Origin of the sequence: Clostridium chromiireducens (assembly GCF_003575225.1) — a bacterium.
GTDB classification, from domain to species: Bacteria; Bacillota; Clostridia; order Clostridiales; family Clostridiaceae; genus Clostridium; species Clostridium chromiireducens.
In genome coordinates, this window is the sequence record NZ_QXDJ01000003.1 from 859,233 (window position 1) to 881,878 (window position 22,646).

The following is a 22,646-nucleotide window of genomic DNA, read 5'->3' on the forward strand; positions in this document are numbered from 1 at the left end:
CACATCTCTCTTTCAAATTCAAAATTCATTAGCAAGTTTGGATAGTTCTAAATCATCAACTCTATAAACAGTCCATTCATCCATTGGTTTAGCTCCCATCCTTTTGTAAAATTCTATTGACGGTTCGTTCCAATCTATACACCACCATTCAAGTCTACCGCAATTACGCTCGACTGCAAGCTTTCCAAGAAATGATAGCATAACTTTTCCAAGCCCTAATCCCCTCATTTCAGGTTTTATGTACAAATCCTCAAGATATATTCCTGGTCTTCCAAGAAAGGTTGAGAAATTATGAAAGAATAATGCAAATCCAACTGGCTTATCTTCATACTCTCCAATAATAACTTCTGCTTTTTTTCTAACAAAAAGTGAATCGTAAAGAATTTCTTCTGTTGCTACAACTTCATTTAGCAATTTTTCATAATCTGCCAACTCTTTTATTAAGGCTAATACTAATCCTGTATCTTTTTCCTCAGCAAATCTAAGCTTAAAATTACTTACTTTCGTATCTATAGTTTTCCTCATACTTATTCTCCATTTCCACAAAGAAATTAGCTACATATCCTATACTTTCTCCTAGGACATATAACTAATATTCTAATTACTATCTTTATTAAATTTTAATTCTAGATTTCACCTAATATTAAGTTAAGCTTTTCAACTAGTATACTCATTTCTTCATCAGTTCCTATTGTAATTCTTAAAAAATTATCAATTCTTTCTTTATTGAAGTATCTAACTAATACCCCATTATCTTTCAACTTTTCATAAATAAGTTTCCCCGAAACTCTATTATGACTAGCAAATACAAAATTTGATTTTGATTCTAATACTCTAAAATCTAGTTTTTCTAAATCACTTACTACTTTTTCTCTTGTATTTATTATTTTCTTTGTTATTTCTTTAAAATATTCATTATCTTGAATTGCAGCTTTTGCACCTGCAAGTGCTACTCTATCAATCGTATATGAATTTATACTATTTTTAACTCTGTTTAATCCTTCAATTAAATCTTTATGCCCCAATGCAAATCCAACTCTAAGACCTGCTAGTGATCGTGATTTAGATAAAGTTTGAATAACTAAAAGATTTTCATAATCTTTTATAAACTTAACCATTGATTCTCCGCCAAAATCTACATACGCTTCGTCTATTATAACAACACTATCTTTGTTTGCTTCGACTAATTTTTTTAGTTCCTCTACAGCAATATATTTTCCTGTTGGTGCATTAGGATTTGGTATTATAACTCCACCATTTGGCTTTTTTAAAACATCTAGCGGTATATCAAAATTATCATCCAATTTTACTAACTCGTAATTTAAATCAAAAAGCTCTGCATAAACTACATAAAAAGAATAGCTTATATCAGGAAATAGGATTTTTCTATCCTTTGAAAAATAGGTCATAAATGAAAATGCTAGAACTTCATCGGATCCATTTCCAATAAATATTTGATCTTTATCCAAATCATAATAATTTGCTATTTCATTTATAAGATCACTACAAGTTGGATCTGGATAAAGTTTCAAGTCATCATTAACAGCAATTTTCATGGCCTCTATAACTTTATCAGATGGTGGGTATGGATTTTCATTTGTATTTAATTTTATGTACTTTTTATCCTTAGGCTGTTCCCCAGGCACATAAGGTTCTATTTCTTTAACTTTATCATTCCAATATTTACTCATTCACTTGCCCCCTAGTATAATTTGCTTTTTAGTATATTATACCTTAAATTTATTATATCTTCTATTCCTTAACTACTTTAAATATTATTTTCAATAATAAAAAGTATTACAACTGCCATGAATTTAATATTTATTTATGATATAAATATAGAATTCTTTAGATCTACATAAAAAATAACTGTCAACATGTTCCTGAACATACTTGACAGTTATTTTTTATACTGTAATTATTTATATCTCATAATAAATTACTTAGAATATAGACGATTAATTGCACTTATCATTGATTTAATTGATGCTCTGGTAATATTACTATCAACACCAACCCCAAAAGTCTTTATTCCTATATCGTTTCTTTCCATGTATACATAAGCTGCTGCTTTCGCTTCAGAACCAGTACTTAATGCATGCTCAGTATAATCAATAATTCTAACATTAATTAGGCTGCTGCCAGATAATGCTGATTTGAATGCATCAATTGGTCCATTTCCGATACCTTCTAACTCTTTAGATAGTCCATTATATACTATTGTAACATTAACTCTAGTATCTCCATTACTATTCTCATCAGAAATATCAGAAATTGTACACTTAACCAATTTGAAAGGTATTTCTAAATTTAAATATTCCCTTTCAAAAGCTTCCATAACTTCTACTGGAGATACTTCTCCTTTTCCCTCTGATATCCTTTGGATTATATCTGCAAATTCTTTCTGCATTGTTTTTGGAAGCTTAAATCCATAGCAATGATCCATAACAAATGCAATTCCACCTTTACCTGATTGACTGTTAATTCTAACTAAAGCTTCATATTCCCTACCTAGATCACTTGGATCAATTGGTAAATACGGTACTTGCCATATCTTATCATGTCTTTCTTCATATCTCTTCATACCTTTATTAATAGCATCTTGATGAGAACCTGAAAATGCCGTAAACACAAGATTTCCTGCATAAGGGTGTCTAACATGAACTGGTATTTTAACACACCTTTCATAAACTTCTATTATCTCATCAATATTTTCAAGGTTTAACTCAGGATTTACTCCATGAGAAAACATATTATATGCAATAGTTAAGATATCTACATTTCCTGTTCTTTCACCATTACCAAACAATGTTCCTTCAACTCTGTCAGCACCAGCGAGCATTGCAAGCTCTGCATCTCCAACTCCTGTTCCTCTATCGTTATGTGGATGAACACTTACAATAACTCTTTCTCTATCCTTAAAGTTTCTACACATCCATTCTATTTGATCTGCATATACGTTTGGAGTATCCATTTGCACTGTCGATGGAAGATTAATAATTACTTTGTTTTCCTTACTTGCTCCCCATGTATCTAAAACTGCATCACAAATCTCTACTGCATATTCAACTTCTGTTCCTGTAAAACTTTCAGGAGAATATTCAAGTAATATTTCACCTTTAAAATCACTTGCATATTCTTTCACTAGTTTAGTTCCTTCTACTGCAATCTCTTTTATCTCATTCTTACTCATATTAAATACAACATCCCTTTGTAACACTGACGTTGAATTATATATATGAACAATGGCTTTCTTAACATCCTTCAAAGCTTCAAAAGTCCTCTGTATTAGGTGCGGTCTAGCTTGTGTTAATACTTGTATAACAACATCATCTGGAATGTGTTTTTCATCAACTAGCTTTCTTAAAAAGTCATATTCTATTTGCGACGCTGAAGGAAATCCAATTTCGATTTCTTTAAATCCAAGTTTGACAAGAAGGTTAAAAAATTCTACTTTTTCCTCAACAGTCATCGGATTTATAAGTGATTGATTTCCATCCCTTAAATCAACGCTACACCAAATAGGTGCCTTTATAATTTCATTATCTGGCCATCTTCTGTCCTTTAATTTTATTGTTTCAAATCTTTTGTATTTTTTATAATTTAACATTTTTATATGCCCCCCAAATATATTTATTATAAATTTAGCTTCCAATTTATATTAATTCAGATACAATATATCAAATATATCTCCGCCTTCATAATAAATACAATTTACTTATCTACTTTGCTTATTAACCCCAACCAAATTATCTCTTTATCTTTTTAAACATTAAAAGTATTTTACCACACGACTTATTATATGTAAATATTTCAAGCTATTTTCAAATAAACGCTTAATTTTTTTGATATTTTCTTATAAATTTATCAATTTTTAACCTTTTTTATGTTCTTCGAATATATTATATTAAAATAATTTTTAGGAGTTCCATATGATTTTTTTATCACCATTTTTATTCTCTATTTCTTCTAATACTGACAATTTATCTGTAGCTTTATCTTATGGAATCAAAAAAATAAATTTGCCTAAATCAAGTATGATTTTGCTTTCAATTCTGACATCAATTAGTACATTTATTTCAATGTATATTGGTAGATTAATTCAACCTTTATTTGGTTTTCGATTAGATAATATATTTGGAGGAGTTCTTTTAAGTTTTATAGGTGTATCTTTCATTGTTGAATACATTAAAATCGTGCAAAATCGCTCTGGATATGATATTTCTTACTTCTATCAAAGTCCTTTTGAATATAAAAATATATTAGATAATCCTATAATTATTGATTCAGATAAATCTAATCATATTGATATTAAAAAATGTATACGTCTTTCTTTAGCTATTGCAATCAATAATTTTTGCACCTCTTTTGCTGCAAGTATTACTGGCATTAATATCCCTCTTAGCGTATTTTTCTACTTCACGATATCAATATTGATGATTTATTTAGGCTACTATTACAATAATACAAGTTTAGGCAAATACTTAAAAAATCATGCATATTTAATTTCTGGAATAATATTAATTGTTTTGGGAATATATGAATCAATTATATAGTTAAAATAAGTCATAGATAGATCAAAAATTTTAATCTATCTATGACTTATATAATTATCTAAGTTTATTTAGATAAAAGTACTACTTAAATTATTAATTTATTTATTATTCATATCTTAGTGCTTCAATTGGATCAAGTTCCGCTGCTTTCTTTGCAGGATAGTATCCAAAGAAAACACCAATAAACATTGAAAATGAGAAACTAATTAAGATAACTACAGGTGACACCGTTGTTGCATATCCCATAGTTTTTGAAGCTAGAGTTCCTGCTCCTAAACCAAGCAATATTCCTAATATACCACCAATGGAACATATTATAATAGATTCAACAATAAATTGCATTTTTATATGGCCGCTTTTTGCTCCAAGCGCTTTTCTAGTTCCTATTTCTCTTGTTCTTTCAGTAACAGATACAAGCATTATATTCATTACACCAATTCCACCGACTACAAGTGAAATTCCTGCAATAGCAGATATAGCCAAAGCAACTGTCGTCATCATTGATGTCATAGATTCAAGCATACTTTCCATATTACTTGCTTGAGCTTCAAACTTTGGATTCTTCACATAAAGCTTAGATAAATAATCAGATACCTCACTTGTAAATGTTTGTACATTAACACCATCCTTAGCTTTTATTTGGAATGTCTGATAATTTTTATTTGTTGATGTTTTCTTCGTAACAGTTACTGGAACATATAACTCAGTAGTTAGATTATCATCAGATGAAGTTCTATTACCACCTTGGGCTTTATATTTATAAACGCCAATAATTGTATATGTGTGAATTGCATTTGATGTATAGACTTTTATGTTCTGGTTTATTGGATCTACATTGCTTCCAAAGATTTTTGTAACCAATTTATCAGAAACAACTGCTACATCTTTTGCTCCATCAATATCATTTTGTGAAATATATCTTCCTTCTGAAATTTCAATATTTTTAACATCTTTATATCCAATATTAGTACCTATTGTACTTATATTTGAATATGTTGTATCATTTTTCACTTTTCCAGAACTACCGTTTTCAGACACACTTAGAGAACTAATCTTATCACTAAAATTTTCTTCTAATTCATTTATCTGTTGCATAGTCATTAGATCTGTATCCTTTGTACTACTACTTGATTTTCCTTGTCTACCAGAACCGCCAGGCATGCCACCGCCACTTGCTGCTCTCATGGCACCTCCTGCTGGTATACCACCACCGCCTTGTGGTGCACCTCCGCCAGGCTGTCCGCCTTGTCCACTGATTTGGTTTCCATTTTGTCCATTCTTTGAGTTATTACCACTTGTATTATTTGAATTTGTTCCGTTATTTTTATTATTACCTGTACTGTTATTCTTGTTATTTGTACCGTTATAAGTTGAATTACTTGTTGAACTTCTTTCTTGGACATTAACCGTAATATTAGTAGCACCCATTGACGCCATATTACTTGTCAAAGAAGATGTCATAGCATTTCCCACCGAAACAACACCTATTACTGATGCTATTCCTATTATTATACCGAGCATTGTAAGTAATGCTCGCATTTTATTAGCTCTAAGGCCTGCTACTGCAAGCAATATATTCTCCTTTATAAACATAACTCTTCCTCTTCTCGGAATCTTCTATAATATTTTTTATTTTCTTCTTCTGCTACTATGTTACCATCTTTTAGAGTAATAATTCTTTGAGTCTCATCTGCAAGTTCGTTATTGTGGGTTATTAGTACTATTGTTTTTCCCTCTTTTTCATGAATTTTATGAAATAGATCCATAACCATCCTTCCCGTTGCAGAGTCAAGTGCTCCTGTTGGCTCATCTGCAAGTATTATGCTCGGATCATTAACAAGAGCTCTGGCAATCGCTACTCTTTGTTTTTGTCCACCTGAAAGTTCATTAGGTTGATGAGACATTCTATCTTTCATTCCAACAAGTTCCAGTAATTGTTCTGCACGCTCTTTTCTCTCTTTTTTGCCCATTCCAGAATAGAGCATTGGTAATTCAACATTTTTCAAAGCCGAACTTCTCGGTATTAAATTATAAGTTTGAAATACAAATCCTATTTGCTTATTTCTAACTTCTGATAATCCATTGTCTGATATTTCATCAATATTTGTTCCATCTAATACATAATTACCTGAGGTTGCTCTATCAAGTGCACCAATAATATTCATCAAAGTACTTTTACCAGACCCTGATGTTCCAATAATAGACACAAATTCGCCTTCCTGTACTGTAATATCAATACCTTTTAATATATTTAATTCATTAGGAGTTCCGACGTAAAAGCTTTTCTTAATATTTTTCATTTCAATTATATTTTTCCCCACAAAACTCACCTCCTATTTATTTGTTTTTCGATTATACCCTTCTGTATTAATTGTTATAATGTCACCAACATGGTAAGATGCTGGATCAGTAAGTATAAACATTCCATCCGAAAGATCTGAACCATCAATTTCAACATTAGTAGCTGATTCTATACCTTTTGTAACTGATATTTCTTTAACAACATATTGTTTGTCTTGTTGTACTGCTACATATACTACATCTTGTCCTTTACTCTTTGTTACAGCTCCATATGGTACTGAATATACATCTTCCTTTTCATCTGTGATAATATTTACTACAGAATTCATACCAACTTTAACCTTATCGTTATGATCAGTTAATTGCACTTTGACATTAAATGATACATCGCTACTTGTCGAATTACTTGTTGTACTTGTAGATGTACTTGATTTGCCGCCACTTGTACTGGTACTGCTTGTACTTGCACTTGCAGTACTAGAAACAGGTTCTACACTAACAACTTTTCCAGCGATAATATCACTTCCTGACGCATCTGTTGTTATTTCAACTCTTTGCCCAACTTTAACTTTTGCTACATCTGTTTCATCAACGCTTGCATTTACTATTAAATTGTCTAGATTCTGTATTACAAATAATGCTCCTGAAGCTTGTACTCCAACTACAGAATTAACATTAGTTACAGTTCCATCAACAGTCGCAACTACTTGAGCATCTTGTAATTTCTTTTTCTTATCTTCATATGAAAGTCTACTACTTTTATCATTAGCACTTGCTTGAGCAGATTCATATGATGTTTTAGCCTCAGCTAATGATTGTTCAGAATTAACCTTTGCAGCTTCTAATGCTACGGAAGCTTTATCGTAAGCACCTTTAGCATTTTCATAATTAGTTTGTGCCGTATTTAAATCTTCTTTTGAAATTTCACCATTCTGAAACATTACCTTATCATATTCATAAGTTCTGCTTTTACTCTCCATATCAAGTTTTGCGCTATCAACAGATTTTTCTGCATTTATAACATCACTTTGTAAATTATTATCATGTAAATATTTTAGGTTTTCATATTTCTGCTTTGCACTAGCTAGTGATAATTGATTTTTTTGTTCATTTGCAGCAAGAGTTTGTTCAGATTCAGAAAGCTGTTCTTGTAAAGTAGACGTATCTATTGTTGCAAGAACATCGCCTTTTTTTACAACATCACCAATTTCAACGTTAATTGAAGAAACATTATATTCTAAATTTGAATAAATATTTGTAGAGTCTCCACTTTTTATCGCCCCTGATGAACCAATTGATGATGATATATTAGTTTTTTTAAGCACCATATATTTAACATTGCTTTGGTTTGTATTTGTTTTAGCAAACTTGACCTTATATATGGTAACACCTAATATTATCACTAGCACTAATGAGATAATACTTATAATATTTTTTTTAGTAAGGAACCTTTTCTTCATTATTCCTTTTTCTTGTATTTCATTATTTCCTAAACTTTTCTTATCAAATAATAACTTCAATTTAGTAACCCTCTTTCATTTCAATATACTTTAGATACTTTAGATAGCATTCATTTCTCTTATTAATAAAATCTGCATTATCATTATCTAAAGTTAATTTAGCAGCATCCATATCATTTTTTGAAACAAAACCATAATCATATTTTGTTTGAGTTATTTCATATTCTACTTGCTTTTGATTAATTACATCATAGCTGCTTTTCACTGAATTATATGAAGTTATAAGATCATTATATTTTGATTTAAAACCTGTTTCTGTATCATTGATCAGTTTTTTTAGTTCCATATTTGCATTGTCAACTTGATAATCGTAAACATCAGTATCGTCATCTTTATCATCTAAATCACTAATTTCATCATTTTGCACTTGTATTTCAATATTATTATCAAGCATTTTTTTCAAATCATCTTCATAATTTATCTTTGATATAACTTGAAAGTCTTGAGTTATATCTGTATTAAATATCACTTTTTCTTCTGGACTAATTCCTAAAGTATTGCACAGTTTAATTCTATCAAGCTCTACAGTATCCTTTGACGAAGCCGCATCATTAGTAGATGTGTTTCCTTGTAATAGAGAAGTGTATTTATTTTTCGATATAAATCCACTGTCATATTGAATTTTATATATCTGATCTTTTCTTTCATTTTGGTTTTTGGTCTCTTCTAATATGTTTTTTTGGGATAAGTCATATAAATAAGTAATATATGCTTGTTGGGCTGAGTAAACTTGATCTTCTACACCCTTATCATAATTATTCCTAGCTGTCTTTAAGTCATTTTTATATGATTCATATTTATCCTTATATGAATCATACTCATCCTTAGCCTTTTTATAGGCTACAGTATCGTCATTACCATTAACATCCTTATAATCTTCTTGTTTAGGCTCAGTCTTTGATGTATAGCTAGATTTAGCATCATCATAATTTTCTTTAGCAATTTTCAGCTTATTATCTAGAATCTTAATATCCAAATTATTTTCTGTCATAATATCCCTTATATTTTCTAAAGATACTTTAATAGTGCTGTCGTCTAATGTTTCTGCTGAACTGGTGTTAGCTGAATCAGCATATACCTTCTGTGTATTGAATGCTGAAATGCAACTTGATGCTATCAAAGTCATTATTAGAAAACTAATCAATGTTTTTTTCAATCTTGTCTCCTCCTCAATTTGTCATTATAAAATTTTGAATTATAATTTATTCCATTATAGTTGAAAATTCTAACTTTCACGTAACACATATCTAAACAAAGTATAAACCTATGTTAAATTTATGTTAAATTTGTTTAAAAAAATACTTATAACTAGCTTTAGCAAAACTTCAAGCCATCTAGTCATAAGCATAATTATCAAATTGTTTATATGTTGAATCTGTATCCAGCTCCCCAGACTGTTTCTATATATTCAGGGTTACTACTGTCTAATTCAATTTTTTCTCTTATTCTATTAATATGCACAGTAACTGTAGAGCTATCTCCTAGAGATTCTTCTCCCCAAATTCTATCTAATAAAGTATCCTTTGAAAATACAATATTGGGATTTGAAGCTAAAAAAACTAATAACTCAAATTCTTTATTTGCAAATTTAACTTCTTCCTCCCCAACATAGACTCTTCTCGCTTTCAATAGTATCTTAATTCTTCCAATTATAATTGAGCTTTTATCATTATCATTACTCTTTTCAACTGTTGTTAAACGTTCATACCTTGAAATATGAGCGTTAACTCTTGCAACAAGCTCGCTAGGACTAAAAGGCTTTACTATATAATCATCTGCTCCAATTCCAAGTCCCTGTATCTTGTAAATTTCTTCTTTTTTTGCAGTAACTAATAATATTGGAATCTCCTTAACTTCCCTTATTTCTTGGCAAATCTTAAAACCATCTTTACCAGGCAGCATAACATCAAGGAGAATTAAGTCAAATTCTTTATTTAATGCAAGCTCTAATCCTTTATATCCATCTTGAGCTATCTCTGTTTTAAACCCTGTTATTTCAAGATAATCTCTTTCTAATTCTGCTATGCTTTCATCATCTTCTATAATTAATATTGTTTTCACTATAATCACTCCAATTATCCCTTTTATAAAGTCATAAATTTCCAATCATTACTTAATTCAAAATTGTGATATACGCTATATAATAAAATTGGCTTAAAAATTAATTATTCTAGCCAATTTTATTATAATTTTTAGGAAGTGTTATTTTGATAGTTAGTCCCTGCATGTTATATGCTGATATTTCACCATCATGTGCTTCAACAATGTGCTTTGCAATAGCTAGTCCCAGTCCACTTCCTTCATTGGGTTTTGTACGAGAAACATCCCCTCTATAAAAACTTGTAAATAGCTTTACAAGCTCCTCCTCCTGAACGCCTCTACCATTATCACTAATTTCTATTACAACAAAATCTTCTTTCTCACAAAGTCTAATTCTAATAAAAGCTTTATTTTCCGCTTTATACTTCATACTATTATCCAATATATTAAGGAGAACCCTATTCATTTCTTTTTGATCAAGTTTTACCATAATTGAATTATTACAATTACTTTCAAATATAATTTCTACATCTTTGCCGTAAAATTCATTTTTTGCACATTCGTAAAAATTTAAAAGATAATTTTTAATACTTATAATATCAAACTTAAATGGGAATCTTCCTGTATCTAATTTTGAAAATAGAAATAAACTATCTACTAGTGCATCCATATCACAAGCTTTAGTATAAATAGTATTTAGATATTTTCTTTGCCTTTCAGGAGTATTTGCTACTCCATCTCGTAATCCTTCCACATACCCCTTTATAGCTGTTAATGGAGTACGCAAATCATGAGAGATTCCTACTACTAACTGCTTCCTGTTCTCTTCATATTTGAGCTGCATTTCAATTGAATCTTTTAAACGTAATCTCATTTCATCAAAATCACTGCATACTTGTTTAAATTCATCATCACCACCATAATACATTTCAAAATCAAGATTTCCATTCTTAATTTGTTCAGCCCCATAGCTTAAAAGTTCGAGAGGCACTACTAACTTTTTATAAAGTTTACTAGATAAAATGGCATTTGTCACAGTAACAACAATAAAAGATATAATAAAAACTATTACTATATAACTAATTACAAACATAGACATTTCATTTTTCATGTCAAATTTTAAAGGTTTGTAAGAAGAATTAATAGCAATTATATTTACGATTTTATTATCCTTCTTAAAGCTATTTTTAACTAAAGATGTTGTATTCATCTCTAAAACTAAAGAATGGGATTGAAAAAGTATATCATCTCCAATTATTGAAATAGCTTCTTTATCTTTATCCGTGATATTTGAAGATATTATTTCTCCGTCATAAGTTATTATCAAATTATATCCTCTTGGTTTAAGAAATTTTTGTAAATCTTCAGGTAACTGTGCAAAATCATCTTTATCTTTAAAATTTTTCATATCCGGTCTCAAATTCCCTTGGATCAGATATGCATTAGGGTCTCGTTCTCTCTCACTTGCAAATTTATTTTCATAAGCCTTTGAAAATGGCACGCTCATTATTAAAGCGATGATAAGAACAATCACCACTGGAATTATCAGCATAAGTATATTCGATATTGTAAGCCTTTTTTTTATTCTCATAAAAATTCCTCAATCAACTTTTTGCTTACAACTAAGCTTGATAAATCGATTTTACTTGGATTCTCAAGCAAAGAATAATCTTTTATCCATATATTCCCATCAACTATTTTATTTTCATGAATTACTTCAGTCGGATTTTCATCATAGACTTCCTCTAAATCCTTGCTTTTTGTAAGAACAACAATTCTTCTACATGGTTCTTCGGACTCATCATATATGTTAAAAAAACTATTGTATGAATCAAAACTTTTAACCGAAGTTACAATCTTTAAAAACAAATTATATTTTCCTGCTGCATCTTTTGCGTTAATATAAACTTTATCCATTATTCTTCTCTCCCAATTCATTAATATGTTAAATTATCTCATAGGGTAGTATTGTTTTCAATATGGATAATTCTATTATCTAGTATTTAAATAGTTATATTTTTCAAATGTTAACAAAGTTATTATTTGCTACTTAATTTCTTCTAAATTAAAATTTAATTTTCTTTTTAAATCTTCTATTTCATCTTTACTAAGATATCTCCACTCTCCAACGTCTATATTCTCAATATTTATATTAAGAATTCTGATTCTCTCTAATTTTGTTACTTTAAATCCAAAAGCTCCACACATCTTCCTTATTTGTCTGTTTAGTCCTTGAGTTAATATTATTTTAAATGAATTACTACTTATTCTGTTAACTTTACATTCTCTTGTTCTAATAAAATCTTTTTTGTTTTTTACATTTATATCTTTTAAATTAACTGCATTTATATTCCACAAATCATCGCTAGATAGTAACGTATTTTTATTAAATTCATCTTTACAAACACCTAGATTATCACTTATTCTTCTAATTCCCGAACTTACATTACTTAAAATATCAACCCCTTGAGATAATTCAGCAATAAATTCATCATTAAAGTCTCTATCCACCTCAACTATATATTCTTTTTCATGCATGTTCTCACATTCTAGAAGTTCATTAGCAAGTTTACCATCATTCGTTAAAATAATAAGTCCTTGAGAATCTTTATCTAATCTGCCAACCGGAAATATATATTGTGGATATTTCATGAAATGAATTATATTATCTTTATCGTTATTTTCAGCTGTACAAGTTATTCCAACTGGCTTATTTAGTGCGATATACACCTTTTCTTTCATTAGGATAGGCCTGTCATCAAGCAAGATTTCATCTGCATCTTCTACCCATTGGCCTAAAACACATAATTTCCCATTTACCTTAACTCGTTTTTCTTCAATTAATTTATTCGTTTCCTTTCTTGAGCAAATTCCGTAATTACTAAATAATTTATTAATTCTCATTTTATAAGCTTATCCTCTCAATATGAATTACTCATTTATCATTAATCAAATAATATGCTTTTAACTATAGCAAATGCTTCCCTAGTATAAGTAACAGGGATTAAATACCAAACAGTTGAACTTGAGTAGTTACTATAATAAACAAATCCATTTTTTTTAGCTAAGATACTACTTCTCAATGCATGAAAATCAGTTGTAATAATCTTAACATTTATTTGATCCATGTTTTTTTTACTGTAACCTTCTATTTTTTCTTTTGAATACTTGAAATTTTCATTTGTATCTCTAGATTTATCTTCAATTATTATTTTTGACTTGTCTACTCCTTTTTCCTGCAAATACTTACTCATAGCATGGGATTCAGGTATATTTTCATCCGAACCTCTTCCACCGGATAATACTATAATTGCACTGTTATTATCTTTTAAATAATCCAATGCTGCATCTAACCTGCCTTTAAGTATTGTGCTTGGAGTTGTTTTATTAGCTAGCCCTGCACCCAATACAATAATATAATCTGATTTTCTATCATCATTCTTAGGATAAGTAATTATTGCAGCCTCTATTCCCAAAAAGAATATTAAACCAATGTACATAAGAATCTTTGCAATTTTTAAATACTTACTCCAAAAGATGCTCTTTTGATTTTTTATTCTAAGAAAATGAAATAAAATCAATAAAATACCTAAGATTAAAATTGGGAAACTAAATGCGACTTTTGCATCACTAATAAGGTTAATACTAATTATGTATGAAATCAGAAATACGCCTAATACTGCATCCAAATATTTTTTCATTGTTGCCTCCTGCTTAGAACTCGTTATACATACATACATACATACATACATACATACATTCATAAATAAATATGTACATTAAAATAGGGAATAAGTTAGCATTTGAACCATACAATCTTATTCCCTATTAATATGTTTATAATTTTTTATTTTTTACTATTATTTAATAATTCCCCTATTTCTTCATTGGTGAATTCATATTTTGTGTTACAGAAATTACAAACAATTTCTTCTGTCTTTTTATCGTCATATATTTCTTGAAGGGTTTCTTTTCCTATAGAAATTAATGCTTTTTCTACTCTGTCTTTTGAACAATCGCATTTATACTCTGGATTAATTGAATCTAAGATTTTTAGATCCATATCTTCAAAAATATATTCTAATACTTCTTCAATAGACTTTCCTTCACTAATTAGTGAAGTTATTGGAGGAATTTCTTCTAATCTATATGTAATTACGTCTGCAAGAAGTTCATCTGCTCCTGGCATCATCTGCACAATAAATCCACCTGCTGCTTTTATTGATAAATCCCTGTCAACTAATACACCAAGAGATACTGCAGATGGTGTTTGTTCTGATACAGTAAAATAATATGCAAAATCCTCAGCAATTTCTCCTGTTTGTATTGGCACTTGTCCTATATAAGGATCCTTAAGACCTAAATCTTTTATTACATATAAAAGACCATCAGTTCCAACAGCACCTCCAACGTCCAATTTTCCTTTATCATTAAGAGGTCTATCAATATACGGATTACCTATAAAACCTTTTACAGATGCATCATTGTGACCTGTAACAGTTATTCCATTCACTTCACCATTTCCATTTATTTTTAATGTAATAACCTCTTTATCATTTTTTAGAGTAGTTCCCATTAGTGCTCCAGCCGTTAACATTCTTCCAAAAGCGGCCGCAGCTACCGGTGTACACTCATGTAATTTACTTCCCTCATTTACCAATTCAGTTGTAATTCCTGCAATTATTCTAACCATTCCATTTTTAGCAGTTGCCCTAACTATTTTATCTTGCATTGTTATTTCATCTCCTATTTATATATTATTTGCTTAAGACATAAAGTATTCTTTCACTATTTTTTTTAACTTCATTATTAGAGTATCCTTCAAATTTAGAAAGGACTTTAAATTTACACTCTTTCAAAATTTGCTCGATATAATGTTCAGTATATGCTCTTTCAAAATGTTCTTCTTCGAATTTTTCATATAAACCTGTTTCATTCCTAACAAAAAATGTTAAAAACATGTTTAATATATCTTCTTCAAAAGAATTCTCCCATGTATAAAAAATTTCTTCTGAACTATATGTATATATATTATTTCCAAGAACTGTAGATAATTTATAATATGAATTAACATCAAAAATAAACAATCCATTATCTTTTAAATGTTCATATACATTAGAAAAGTAGCTAAATAACTCTTCATCTTCAGTTATATAATTTGTGCTGTCAAGAACAGATGTTATAAGATCAAATTTCTTATTTAAATTTAACTCGCACATATCCTGACATATTACTTTAGCTTTAATCTTATTTCGTTTAAATTTATCAAAAGCTATGTTTAGCATATCATTTGATAAATCTACTGCATATATATTCTTAAAGAATTTAGCTACATTTATTGCAACATTACCTGTTCCACATGCTAAATCTAAATAGTCTTCAAAATATAAATTATTTTCATTGCACAATTCTATAATCTTTTCTGCAACTTTTTCATAATTAATATCTTCATATATTAATTCATCATATATATTTGCAAACTCTTTATATGCCATATAATTTATCACACCCTTAATAAAGTATACTAATTCATCTAGTATATTATATCGTAATTATTTACTTAGTCAAATTAGCCACTCTTTCCAGGTTTTATTTTGTATTCTTTTTCTTTCTTTTGGCCATAATTCCACCTATCCTTCCTGTTTCCACAGAGGATAAACCTCCCCATCCTTCACTTTTAACTTTATCAGTTAATCCTAGTTCCTCAGCTATTTCATATTTGATTTTTTCTCTCATCTTTTCATCTGCTGTTAACTCTTTATTAGCTTTAATTTTTGCTTTTATTATTTTTTTTACAGATTTGTTATTACTCATATTCAATCCCTACCATTCTTAGTAATTTTATGCTTCTACAACTTTTTAGTTAATCTTTTGTTTTAAATAACATTTTCTCTTCACTAACTCAAACTTATCAGCTTAACTTAAAATTCACTTTAAGAGTCAAACTATATTAATTTATTATTTCCCTATGCTTTGGTACTATTCTTAATAAAAAGATTTCCTTTAAAATTTCTATATTTTAATTATTTTTAATTACAGATTCGGTATTACTATTCAATTTTATGGTATAAATATGCACAATCATGTGCTATTGACACCCATTTTGCCAATTAGTGGCATATTATTCAATTTTGAATAGTTTTTTTCAACTTATTTTGCTCATTCACTTGATATTTATTCAATATTTAACTATAGTATTTGTATATATAAAAATTATTATAAATAAATTTAGGAGGGATTATTGTGTATAATGTTGCAATAGTTGGGGCTACTGGAAATGTAGGAAGAAAGTTTTTAGAAATCTTAGAAGAAAGAAATTTTCCAGTAAATAATTTATATCTTTTCGCATCAAAAAGATCAGAAGGAATTACTTTACCATTTAAAGGAAAGGACTATGTGGTTGAAGAAACTTGTGAAAAGAATATAAAAAATAAAAAAATAGATTATGCACTATTTTCAGCAGGTGGAGAGGCTAGTAAAGTATTTGCACCTATTTTTGCACAGTATGGGGCTGTAGTAATTGATAATAGTAGTACTTGGAGAATGGATCCTGAGGTACCACTTGTAGTGCCTGAAGTTAATCCAGAAGATATTAAGCTTCATAAAGGAATAATTGCAAATCCAAATTGTTCAACAATTCAAGCAATGCCTATAATGAAAGCATTAAATGATAAATACGGAATTAAGAGAATAGTTTATTCTACATATCAAGCTGTATCTGGTGCTGGTGTCCAAGGTATCAAGGATTTAGAAGATGGCGTTAAAGGAATTGCACCTAAGAAATTCCCTTACCCAATAGCTGGTAATGTATTACCTCATATAGATGTTTTCTTAGAAGATGGCTATACTAAAGAAGAAGAAAAAATGATTAAAGAAACAAGAAAAATACTTCATGAGCCAAATTTAAGAGTAACTGCGACAACTGCTAGAGTTGCTGTACTTAATGCTCACAGTGAAAGTATCAATGTTGAACTTAATTCAGAATTTGATATAAAAGATATCTTTGAATTATTAGGAAACACTCAAGGTGTAACTGTATATGATAATGTTAAGGAATTAAAATATCCAACAGCTCTTGAAATGTCTGGTAAAGATGATGTTTACGTTGGAAGAATCAGAAGAGACTTCAGTGTAGATAACGGATTAAACTTATGGGTTGTTGCTGATAACATAAGAAAAGGAGCAGCTCTTAACGCTATTCAAATCGCAGAAATAATGATTAAAGACAACAAATAGTTTGTAGTAATTAAGTTGGAGGAATCTAAATGTCAATATTTCAAGGCTCAGCTGTAGCTATAGTTACCCCATTTGATGAAAATGGGGTCAATTATGAAAAACTAAGATCACTATTAGAATGGCACGTTCAAGAAGGAACTGATGCTATTGTAATTTGTGGTACTACAGGTGAAGCAACTACAATGACAGAAAAAGAGAAAAAAGAAACTATTAAATTTACAGTTGATGTAATAAATAAGAGGATACCTGTAATCGCAGGTACTGGATCGAATAACACTTCTTCTGCCATATCTATGAGCGAATATGCAGAAAGTGTTGGAGTTTCAGGACTTCTTGTTATTACTCCATATTATAATAAAACATCTCAAAATGGTTTAATAAAGCATTTTAAATCTATAAATGATGCAGTGAAAACTCCTATCGTACTATACAATGTACCAAGTAGGACAGGAGTTAATATTACTCCAGCTACTCTAGTTAAACTTGCTGAATTAAGTAATGTTGTTGCAATAAAAGAAGCTAGTGGAAACATTAGTCAAGTTGCACAAATGAAAGCATTATGCAGAGATACCATAGATATTTATTCTGGGAATGATGATCAAATCATTCCAATAATGTCTCTTGGTGGAATAGGAGTGATATCTGTTTTAGCTAATATAATGCCAAAAAAAGTTCATGATATAGTTTTAAATTGTTTAAATGGTAATTTTAAAAAAGCTTTGGATATTCAATTAGATACTTTATCTTTAGCTAATACTTTGTTTATAGAACCAAATCCAATCCCAGTTAAAACAGCCATGAATCTTATAGGACTAGATGTTGGTCCTTTAAGACTTCCTCTTTGTGAGATGGAACATCACAATGAAGAAATACTAAAAGCTGCTTTGATAGATAATAAATTGATGTAAGGTGATAAGATGATTAAAATAGTATTAAATGGTTGCTCAGGTAAAATGGGTAAGATGATTACAGAGTGCGCTGATAAATTTAAGAACTTAGAGATAGTTGCTGGAATTGATAAATTCCAAACTAATGCTCCGTATCCTATTCTTGAAAGCGTTCAAGATTTAAACATCGAATATGATGTTTTATTAGATTTTTCAAGATCCGATGCTCTTCATAGTCTTTTAGAAATAACAGAAAAAACTAACAAACCATTAGTAATATGTTCAACTGGTTTTACACAAGAAGATTTAGCCCTAATAGATGAAAAGAGTAATACTCTTAAGCTATTTAGATCAGGCAACATGTCTTTTGGTATTAATTTAATTAATTCTCTTTTAAAGAAAGTAACTCCTCTACTCTATGGAAACTATGATATAGAAATAATAGAAAAGCATCATAATCAAAAAGTGGATGCTCCAAGTGGAACTGCAATTATGCTTGCTGATTCCATAAAAAACTCTATAGAAGATACAACAAAGTATATCTATGGAAGAGAAGGAAATTCCAAAAGAGAAGAAAATGAAATTGGTATACATGCAGTTAGAGGCGGCGGTATCATTGGAGACCACGATGTTATTTTTGCCGGAACTGGTGAAGTAATAGAATTAACTCATAAAGCAATTTCAAGAGAAGTTTTTGCAGTTGGTGCTCTAAAAGCATGTGAATTTATGGCTTCTGTGACTAATCCAGGTTTATATGACATGAATGACGTTATAGGAATTGAATAAATTAGTTACTAACCAAAACAAATAACTGTATTCTTGTTTCTAGGAATTTAGATGGCTGATTCAATAATAATGACCATCTAAATTCCACTGAAACACACTACTCAATATATCACTTATTTTTAGTATCTAAGTATTTACATACCATCTCTGTCTATTATTAAATATTCTAATCTGCTATTTATTTTTACTACGAAGATTGTGACTGAATTGTTTAATACGTATTATACCATTCGTTCTACACTTTTTTCTACTATAGCCACCATATCACTTTCAGCTCCGAGACTGAAGTTAAAAAGAATACCTTGTCCTCCTCCAGAACCAATTGCAGAAACAAAAATATCCCTACCGTTCCCTACTACCGTTAGGCTTAGACTTGCTCTATTGCCATTTCTCATAAAATATTTATCATATACCCTAACTGCTACATTGGTATCTCCAGAAGTGTAGTTGCTTTTATCCACTAAATTCATAGTTATTCCACTACCAGCAATATCATTTTCTAAACGATAAAGTACTTTCTCAAATTGACCGCTAATAGTCTTTTCATACTTTGCCATAATGACTCCTCCATAATATTAGTTTAATATTTTACTACCATAATTAATTATAGCATATTTTAAAATATCACATTACTCAACTTTCAAAGAACATTTTTATAATTTACTGCACAAAATCTTCATTTCATGCACATTATCAGATCAATTGGTATATTTTAATAACGTTTAATAGATTATCATATGAAGTATATTTCCTTATCGCTAATAAGTATTGACTAAAAATATGAATAAGTGTATTATAGATAAATACAGTCTGTAATATCTTATTAATAGTACATGGAGGATTAGTATGAAATATACCAAAGCTACTAATTATGCATTACATATAGTTGCATATATGATTAAGTATGATAAAAGAGATAATTTAAGTTTGCAGCCTTTGGCAACCCATTTAAATATTGCGCCGAGTTATTTGTCAAAGATTCTAACACAGTTAGTAAAAGCTGATATAATTCAATCTACTCCTGGTGCAAATGGTGGTTATGTTTTACGTAAAAGCAAAGAAGATATTTCACTTTTAGATGTAATTAGGGCAACAGAAGGAAGTAGCCCTATGTTTACGTGTGAAATGGATGAAAATCATGAATGCAAAATCCAAAAAGCAATGGAAGAAGCAGAGAATATGATGGAAACTTATCTTAAAAATAAGAAACTATTTGAAATTATATAAAAACACCTTAATTTCATAAGTGTTCTTATACTTTAATTATAGATAAATACACTCTGTAATGTATTTGATTGAAGTATTTATATTTTGATTATAAATAGTTTATCACTAATGTTTAATCTAAAATATGATTTATACTAATAATAAAATTATAAAGGAGATGTTTATATGTCAGAATTCTGGGAAAAAAGTTTTGCAGAAAAACAAGCAATGTGGGGCTTTGAGCCATCAAGCACTGCAATTATAGTAGCAGATTACTTTGCTCAAAATAATCTAAAGGATATCTTAATACCAGGTATTGGATATGGAAGAAATGTAAAACCATTTATTGATAATAACATGGAGGTTACAGGAATCGAAATTTCTCAAACGGCAATTAATATAGCAAGGCAAAATGGAATTAATAATAAAATTTATCATGGATCAGTATCAGATATGCCTTTTGAAAATAAACTCTATGATGGTGTAGTTAGCTTTGCACTTATTCATTTGTTAAATGAATATGAAAGAAAAAAGTTTATTAATGATTGCTATAACCATTTAAAACCAGGTGGATATATGATTTTTACGGCTGTTTCAGAAAAAGCTCCAATGTATGGTAATGGTACGAAGCTTGCTGAAAATTATTATGAAACAACATATGGGGTAAAACTGTTTTTCTATAATTCTAAGTCAATACAGAAAGAGTTTGGAAATTATGGTCTTGTAGATTTTGTAGAGATTGATGACATATATAAGGATAATCCAGATAAACCTCCAGTAAACTTTTTAATGATAAAATGCAGAAAAAAGATATAAAGCTGATAAAGTTCTGAGATAAAATCATAGAATATAGATAAAACCTATTATAGGATAATCATATAAGAAAATAAAAAAATAGAACAAATGTTGTTCTATTTTTTTATTCTAAATCTATCCGCTAAATTATAATTTATCTTTAAATTAATCCTTATAACATATTTTTAAAACATCATACTACTCAATTCTCAAAGAACAAGCTTTATTTACCGTTCCCAATCTCAGCTTCACATTATTAGCCTAATTAGAATCATTACAACATGTCCAATTATATAAATAACGAGAAGTCATCTCTTACTTGTACAACTGATAATTGTATTTATTCAGCTATAAGTCCCTTTATTTTTTCGACTATATAATCAGTATTAGTCCAATGAATATAATGACTAGAATTATGCAATGTTTCCTGAGAACTATAGTTTGACCAATTTAATAGTTGTTGCTGAGTTTCTTCCCAACTTTCTCCACTATCGGAGGATATCATAACTAATGGAATATTATAAAGATGCCCATTCTCCACTACTTCCCTAGCATTTTCATTTATATTTTTAATATATTCTAAATTGCTTGTATTGCCCAGATATTTATAATACATAGCTATATCTATCTTCTTTATATCACCTGACAGCGCATTATAACGTAAATTCTCACCAAGCAAAGGAAGTTTAATACCTAAATTTCCAAGTGCTCTTGCGATTCCTATTACTCTTAATCCAGCACTAAATCGATTTAATATATATGATTTTATCTCAGAGTCATTTGCATAAAATTCTGGACTTCCTCCATCTAGCAAAACAATTCCTTTAACTTCAGCAGGGTATTTTTGTGCAAAGCTGATTACTTCCAAAGAAGCCAACGAATGTCCCACTAATATATAAGGTGATGATTGTCCTGATTTTTCAAGCAGTTCATGTAGCTCCTCAGTTAATACATCGATTGTTCTAGGTACATCAGTTTTTTCACTCCATCCAAATCCTGCCTTGTCAAAACTTATCGTTCTTACATACGGCTGCAGTTTCATTTGTATTCCATAAAAATCCGTAAACGAACTTGGTGTTCCAGATCCTGCTACAAAAACAACTGTATTGCTACCACTTCCTGTAGAATGTATATACATATTATGATTGTTAATATCAAATACTTCTCCATGAGGTGATAGTATATTTGTTTCTTTTTCAACCATTATTCTCTGCCAGACCGCTCCAATTAAGAGAATCATTATGATAAAGATGATAACTTTTTTTATTCTTAATTTTCTTTTACTTATACTTTTTTCAACTCCATCCATATTGTTCTCC

General features: G+C 29.4%; 23 protein-coding genes. 6 read left to right on the top strand and 17 right to left on the bottom strand.

Going from position 1 to position 22,646, the window contains the following annotated elements:
* Positions 1-18: 18 nt before the first annotated feature.
* From D2A34_RS15470 to leuA, 3 genes are all read right to left on the bottom strand, one after another.
* A complete protein-coding gene (locus D2A34_RS15470) occupies positions 19-525 on the bottom strand; it encodes a GNAT family N-acetyltransferase (RefSeq protein ID WP_079439651.1) in 507 nt (168 codons plus the stop codon).
* Positions 526-626: 101 nt separating this feature from the next.
* Positions 627-1,691 (bottom strand): histidinol-phosphate transaminase, encoded by a 1,065-nt coding sequence (gene hisC, locus D2A34_RS15475; protein ID WP_119367230.1) that lies wholly within the window; start codon positions 1,689-1,691, stop codon positions 627-629.
* Between the two features lie 248 nt (positions 1,692-1,939).
* The gene (leuA, locus tag D2A34_RS15480; RefSeq protein ID WP_119367231.1) at positions 1,940-3,610 is read right to left on the bottom strand and encodes a 2-isopropylmalate synthase; all 1,671 of its coding nucleotides are present in this window, start codon (positions 3,608-3,610) and stop codon (positions 1,940-1,942) included.
* Positions 3,611-3,932: 322 nt separating this feature from the next.
* On the opposite strand from leuA, the gene D2A34_RS15485 reads away from it, so the two are divergent.
* Positions 3,933-4,556: a manganese efflux pump gene (locus D2A34_RS15485; protein WP_079439648.1), complete on the top strand. Its 624-nt coding sequence runs from the start codon at positions 3,933-3,935 to the stop codon at positions 4,554-4,556.
* Positions 4,557-4,661: 105 nt separating this feature from the next.
* Here the strand turns inward: D2A34_RS15485 and D2A34_RS15490 are convergent, their stop codons facing one another.
* From D2A34_RS15490 to D2A34_RS15545, 12 genes are all read right to left on the bottom strand, one after another.
* Complete coding sequence (locus D2A34_RS15490; protein ID WP_119367232.1) at positions 4,662-6,149, bottom strand: ABC transporter permease; 1,488 nt, start codon at positions 6,147-6,149, stop codon at positions 4,662-4,664.
* Positions 6,140-6,877 carry an ABC transporter ATP-binding protein gene (locus D2A34_RS15495; RefSeq protein WP_079439646.1) on the bottom strand — a complete coding sequence of 246 codons (738 nt, stop codon included), beginning with the start codon at positions 6,875-6,877 and terminating at the stop codon, positions 6,140-6,142. The genes D2A34_RS15490 and D2A34_RS15495 overlap by 10 nt, the downstream gene beginning before the upstream one ends.
* A 12-nt stretch (positions 6,878-6,889) precedes the next feature.
* The gene (locus tag D2A34_RS15500) at positions 6,890-8,377 is read right to left on the bottom strand and encodes an HlyD family secretion protein (RefSeq protein WP_079439645.1); all 1,488 of its coding nucleotides are present in this window, start codon (positions 8,375-8,377) and stop codon (positions 6,890-6,892) included.
* A gap of 1 nt (position 8,378) precedes the next feature.
* On the bottom strand, positions 8,379-9,533 hold the full coding sequence (locus D2A34_RS15505; RefSeq protein ID WP_079439644.1) for a TolC family protein: 1,155 nt from the start codon (positions 9,531-9,533) through the stop codon (positions 8,379-8,381).
* Between the two features lie 206 nt (positions 9,534-9,739).
* Entirely contained in the window at positions 9,740-10,438 is a 699-nt protein-coding gene (locus tag D2A34_RS15510; protein WP_079439643.1) for a response regulator transcription factor, read from the bottom strand.
* A gap of 109 nt (positions 10,439-10,547) precedes the next feature.
* Positions 10,548-12,008 (bottom strand): sensor histidine kinase, encoded by a 1,461-nt coding sequence (locus D2A34_RS15515; protein WP_119367233.1) that lies wholly within the window; start codon positions 12,006-12,008, stop codon positions 10,548-10,550.
* Complete coding sequence (locus D2A34_RS15520; RefSeq protein WP_119367234.1) at positions 12,005-12,334, bottom strand: hypothetical protein; 330 nt, start codon at positions 12,332-12,334, stop codon at positions 12,005-12,007. The genes D2A34_RS15515 and D2A34_RS15520 overlap by 4 nt, the downstream gene beginning before the upstream one ends.
* 129 nt (positions 12,335-12,463) lie before the next feature.
* A complete protein-coding gene (locus tag D2A34_RS15525; protein WP_119367235.1) occupies positions 12,464-13,321 on the bottom strand; it encodes a pseudouridine synthase in 858 nt (285 codons plus the stop codon).
* Between the two features lie 41 nt (positions 13,322-13,362).
* Positions 13,363-14,118, bottom strand: coding sequence for a YdcF family protein (locus D2A34_RS15530; RefSeq protein ID WP_119367236.1), 756 nt, complete (start codon positions 14,116-14,118; stop codon positions 13,363-13,365).
* 146 nt (positions 14,119-14,264) lie between these two features.
* Positions 14,265-15,149 carry an Hsp33 family molecular chaperone HslO gene (gene hslO, locus D2A34_RS15535; RefSeq protein ID WP_079439638.1) on the bottom strand — a complete coding sequence of 295 codons (885 nt, stop codon included), beginning with the start codon at positions 15,147-15,149 and terminating at the stop codon, positions 14,265-14,267.
* A gap of 25 nt (positions 15,150-15,174) precedes the next feature.
* Positions 15,175-15,912: a class I SAM-dependent DNA methyltransferase gene (locus D2A34_RS15540; RefSeq protein WP_119367237.1), complete on the bottom strand. Its 738-nt coding sequence runs from the start codon at positions 15,910-15,912 to the stop codon at positions 15,175-15,177.
* Positions 15,913-16,006: 94 nt separating this feature from the next.
* Positions 16,007-16,231 (bottom strand): alpha/beta-type small acid-soluble spore protein, encoded by a 225-nt coding sequence (locus tag D2A34_RS15545; RefSeq protein WP_079439636.1) that lies wholly within the window; start codon positions 16,229-16,231, stop codon positions 16,007-16,009.
* A 429-nt stretch (positions 16,232-16,660) separates the two neighbouring features.
* Here D2A34_RS15545 and D2A34_RS15550 point away from each other — a divergent pair, with 429 nt between their 5' ends.
* Genes D2A34_RS15550 through dapB form a run of 3 tightly spaced genes read left to right on the top strand, consistent with a single transcriptional unit; the run spans position 16,661 to position 19,326 of the window.
* The gene (locus tag D2A34_RS15550) at positions 16,661-17,653 is read left to right on the top strand and encodes an aspartate-semialdehyde dehydrogenase (RefSeq protein ID WP_079439635.1); all 993 of its coding nucleotides are present in this window, start codon (positions 16,661-16,663) and stop codon (positions 17,651-17,653) included.
* Between the two features lie 29 nt (positions 17,654-17,682).
* Complete coding sequence (gene dapA, locus D2A34_RS15555) at positions 17,683-18,561, top strand: 4-hydroxy-tetrahydrodipicolinate synthase (RefSeq protein ID WP_119367238.1); 879 nt, start codon at positions 17,683-17,685, stop codon at positions 18,559-18,561.
* Positions 18,562-18,570: 9 nt separating this feature from the next.
* Entirely contained in the window at positions 18,571-19,326 is a 756-nt protein-coding gene (dapB, locus tag D2A34_RS15560) for a 4-hydroxy-tetrahydrodipicolinate reductase (protein WP_119367239.1), read from the top strand.
* A 221-nt stretch (positions 19,327-19,547) separates the two neighbouring features.
* Here dapB and D2A34_RS15565 read toward each other — a convergent pair whose 3' ends face one another.
* Positions 19,548-19,883, bottom strand: a complete 336-nt coding sequence (locus D2A34_RS15565) for a DUF6054 family protein (protein WP_079439632.1) — start codon at positions 19,881-19,883, stop codon at positions 19,548-19,550.
* A 289-nt stretch (positions 19,884-20,172) separates the two neighbouring features.
* Between D2A34_RS15565 and D2A34_RS15570 the strand changes: the two genes are divergently transcribed.
* Complete coding sequence (locus tag D2A34_RS15570; RefSeq protein ID WP_079439631.1) at positions 20,173-20,553, top strand: RrF2 family transcriptional regulator; 381 nt, start codon at positions 20,173-20,175, stop codon at positions 20,551-20,553.
* A gap of 165 nt (positions 20,554-20,718) precedes the next feature.
* The gene (locus D2A34_RS15575) at positions 20,719-21,348 is read left to right on the top strand and encodes a class I SAM-dependent methyltransferase (protein ID WP_079439630.1); all 630 of its coding nucleotides are present in this window, start codon (positions 20,719-20,721) and stop codon (positions 21,346-21,348) included.
* A gap of 319 nt (positions 21,349-21,667) precedes the next feature.
* Here D2A34_RS15575 and D2A34_RS15580 read toward each other — a convergent pair whose 3' ends face one another.
* A complete protein-coding gene (locus D2A34_RS15580; RefSeq protein ID WP_079439629.1) occupies positions 21,668-22,636 on the bottom strand; it encodes an alpha/beta fold hydrolase in 969 nt (322 codons plus the stop codon).
* Between the last annotated feature and the right edge of the window lie 10 nt (positions 22,637-22,646).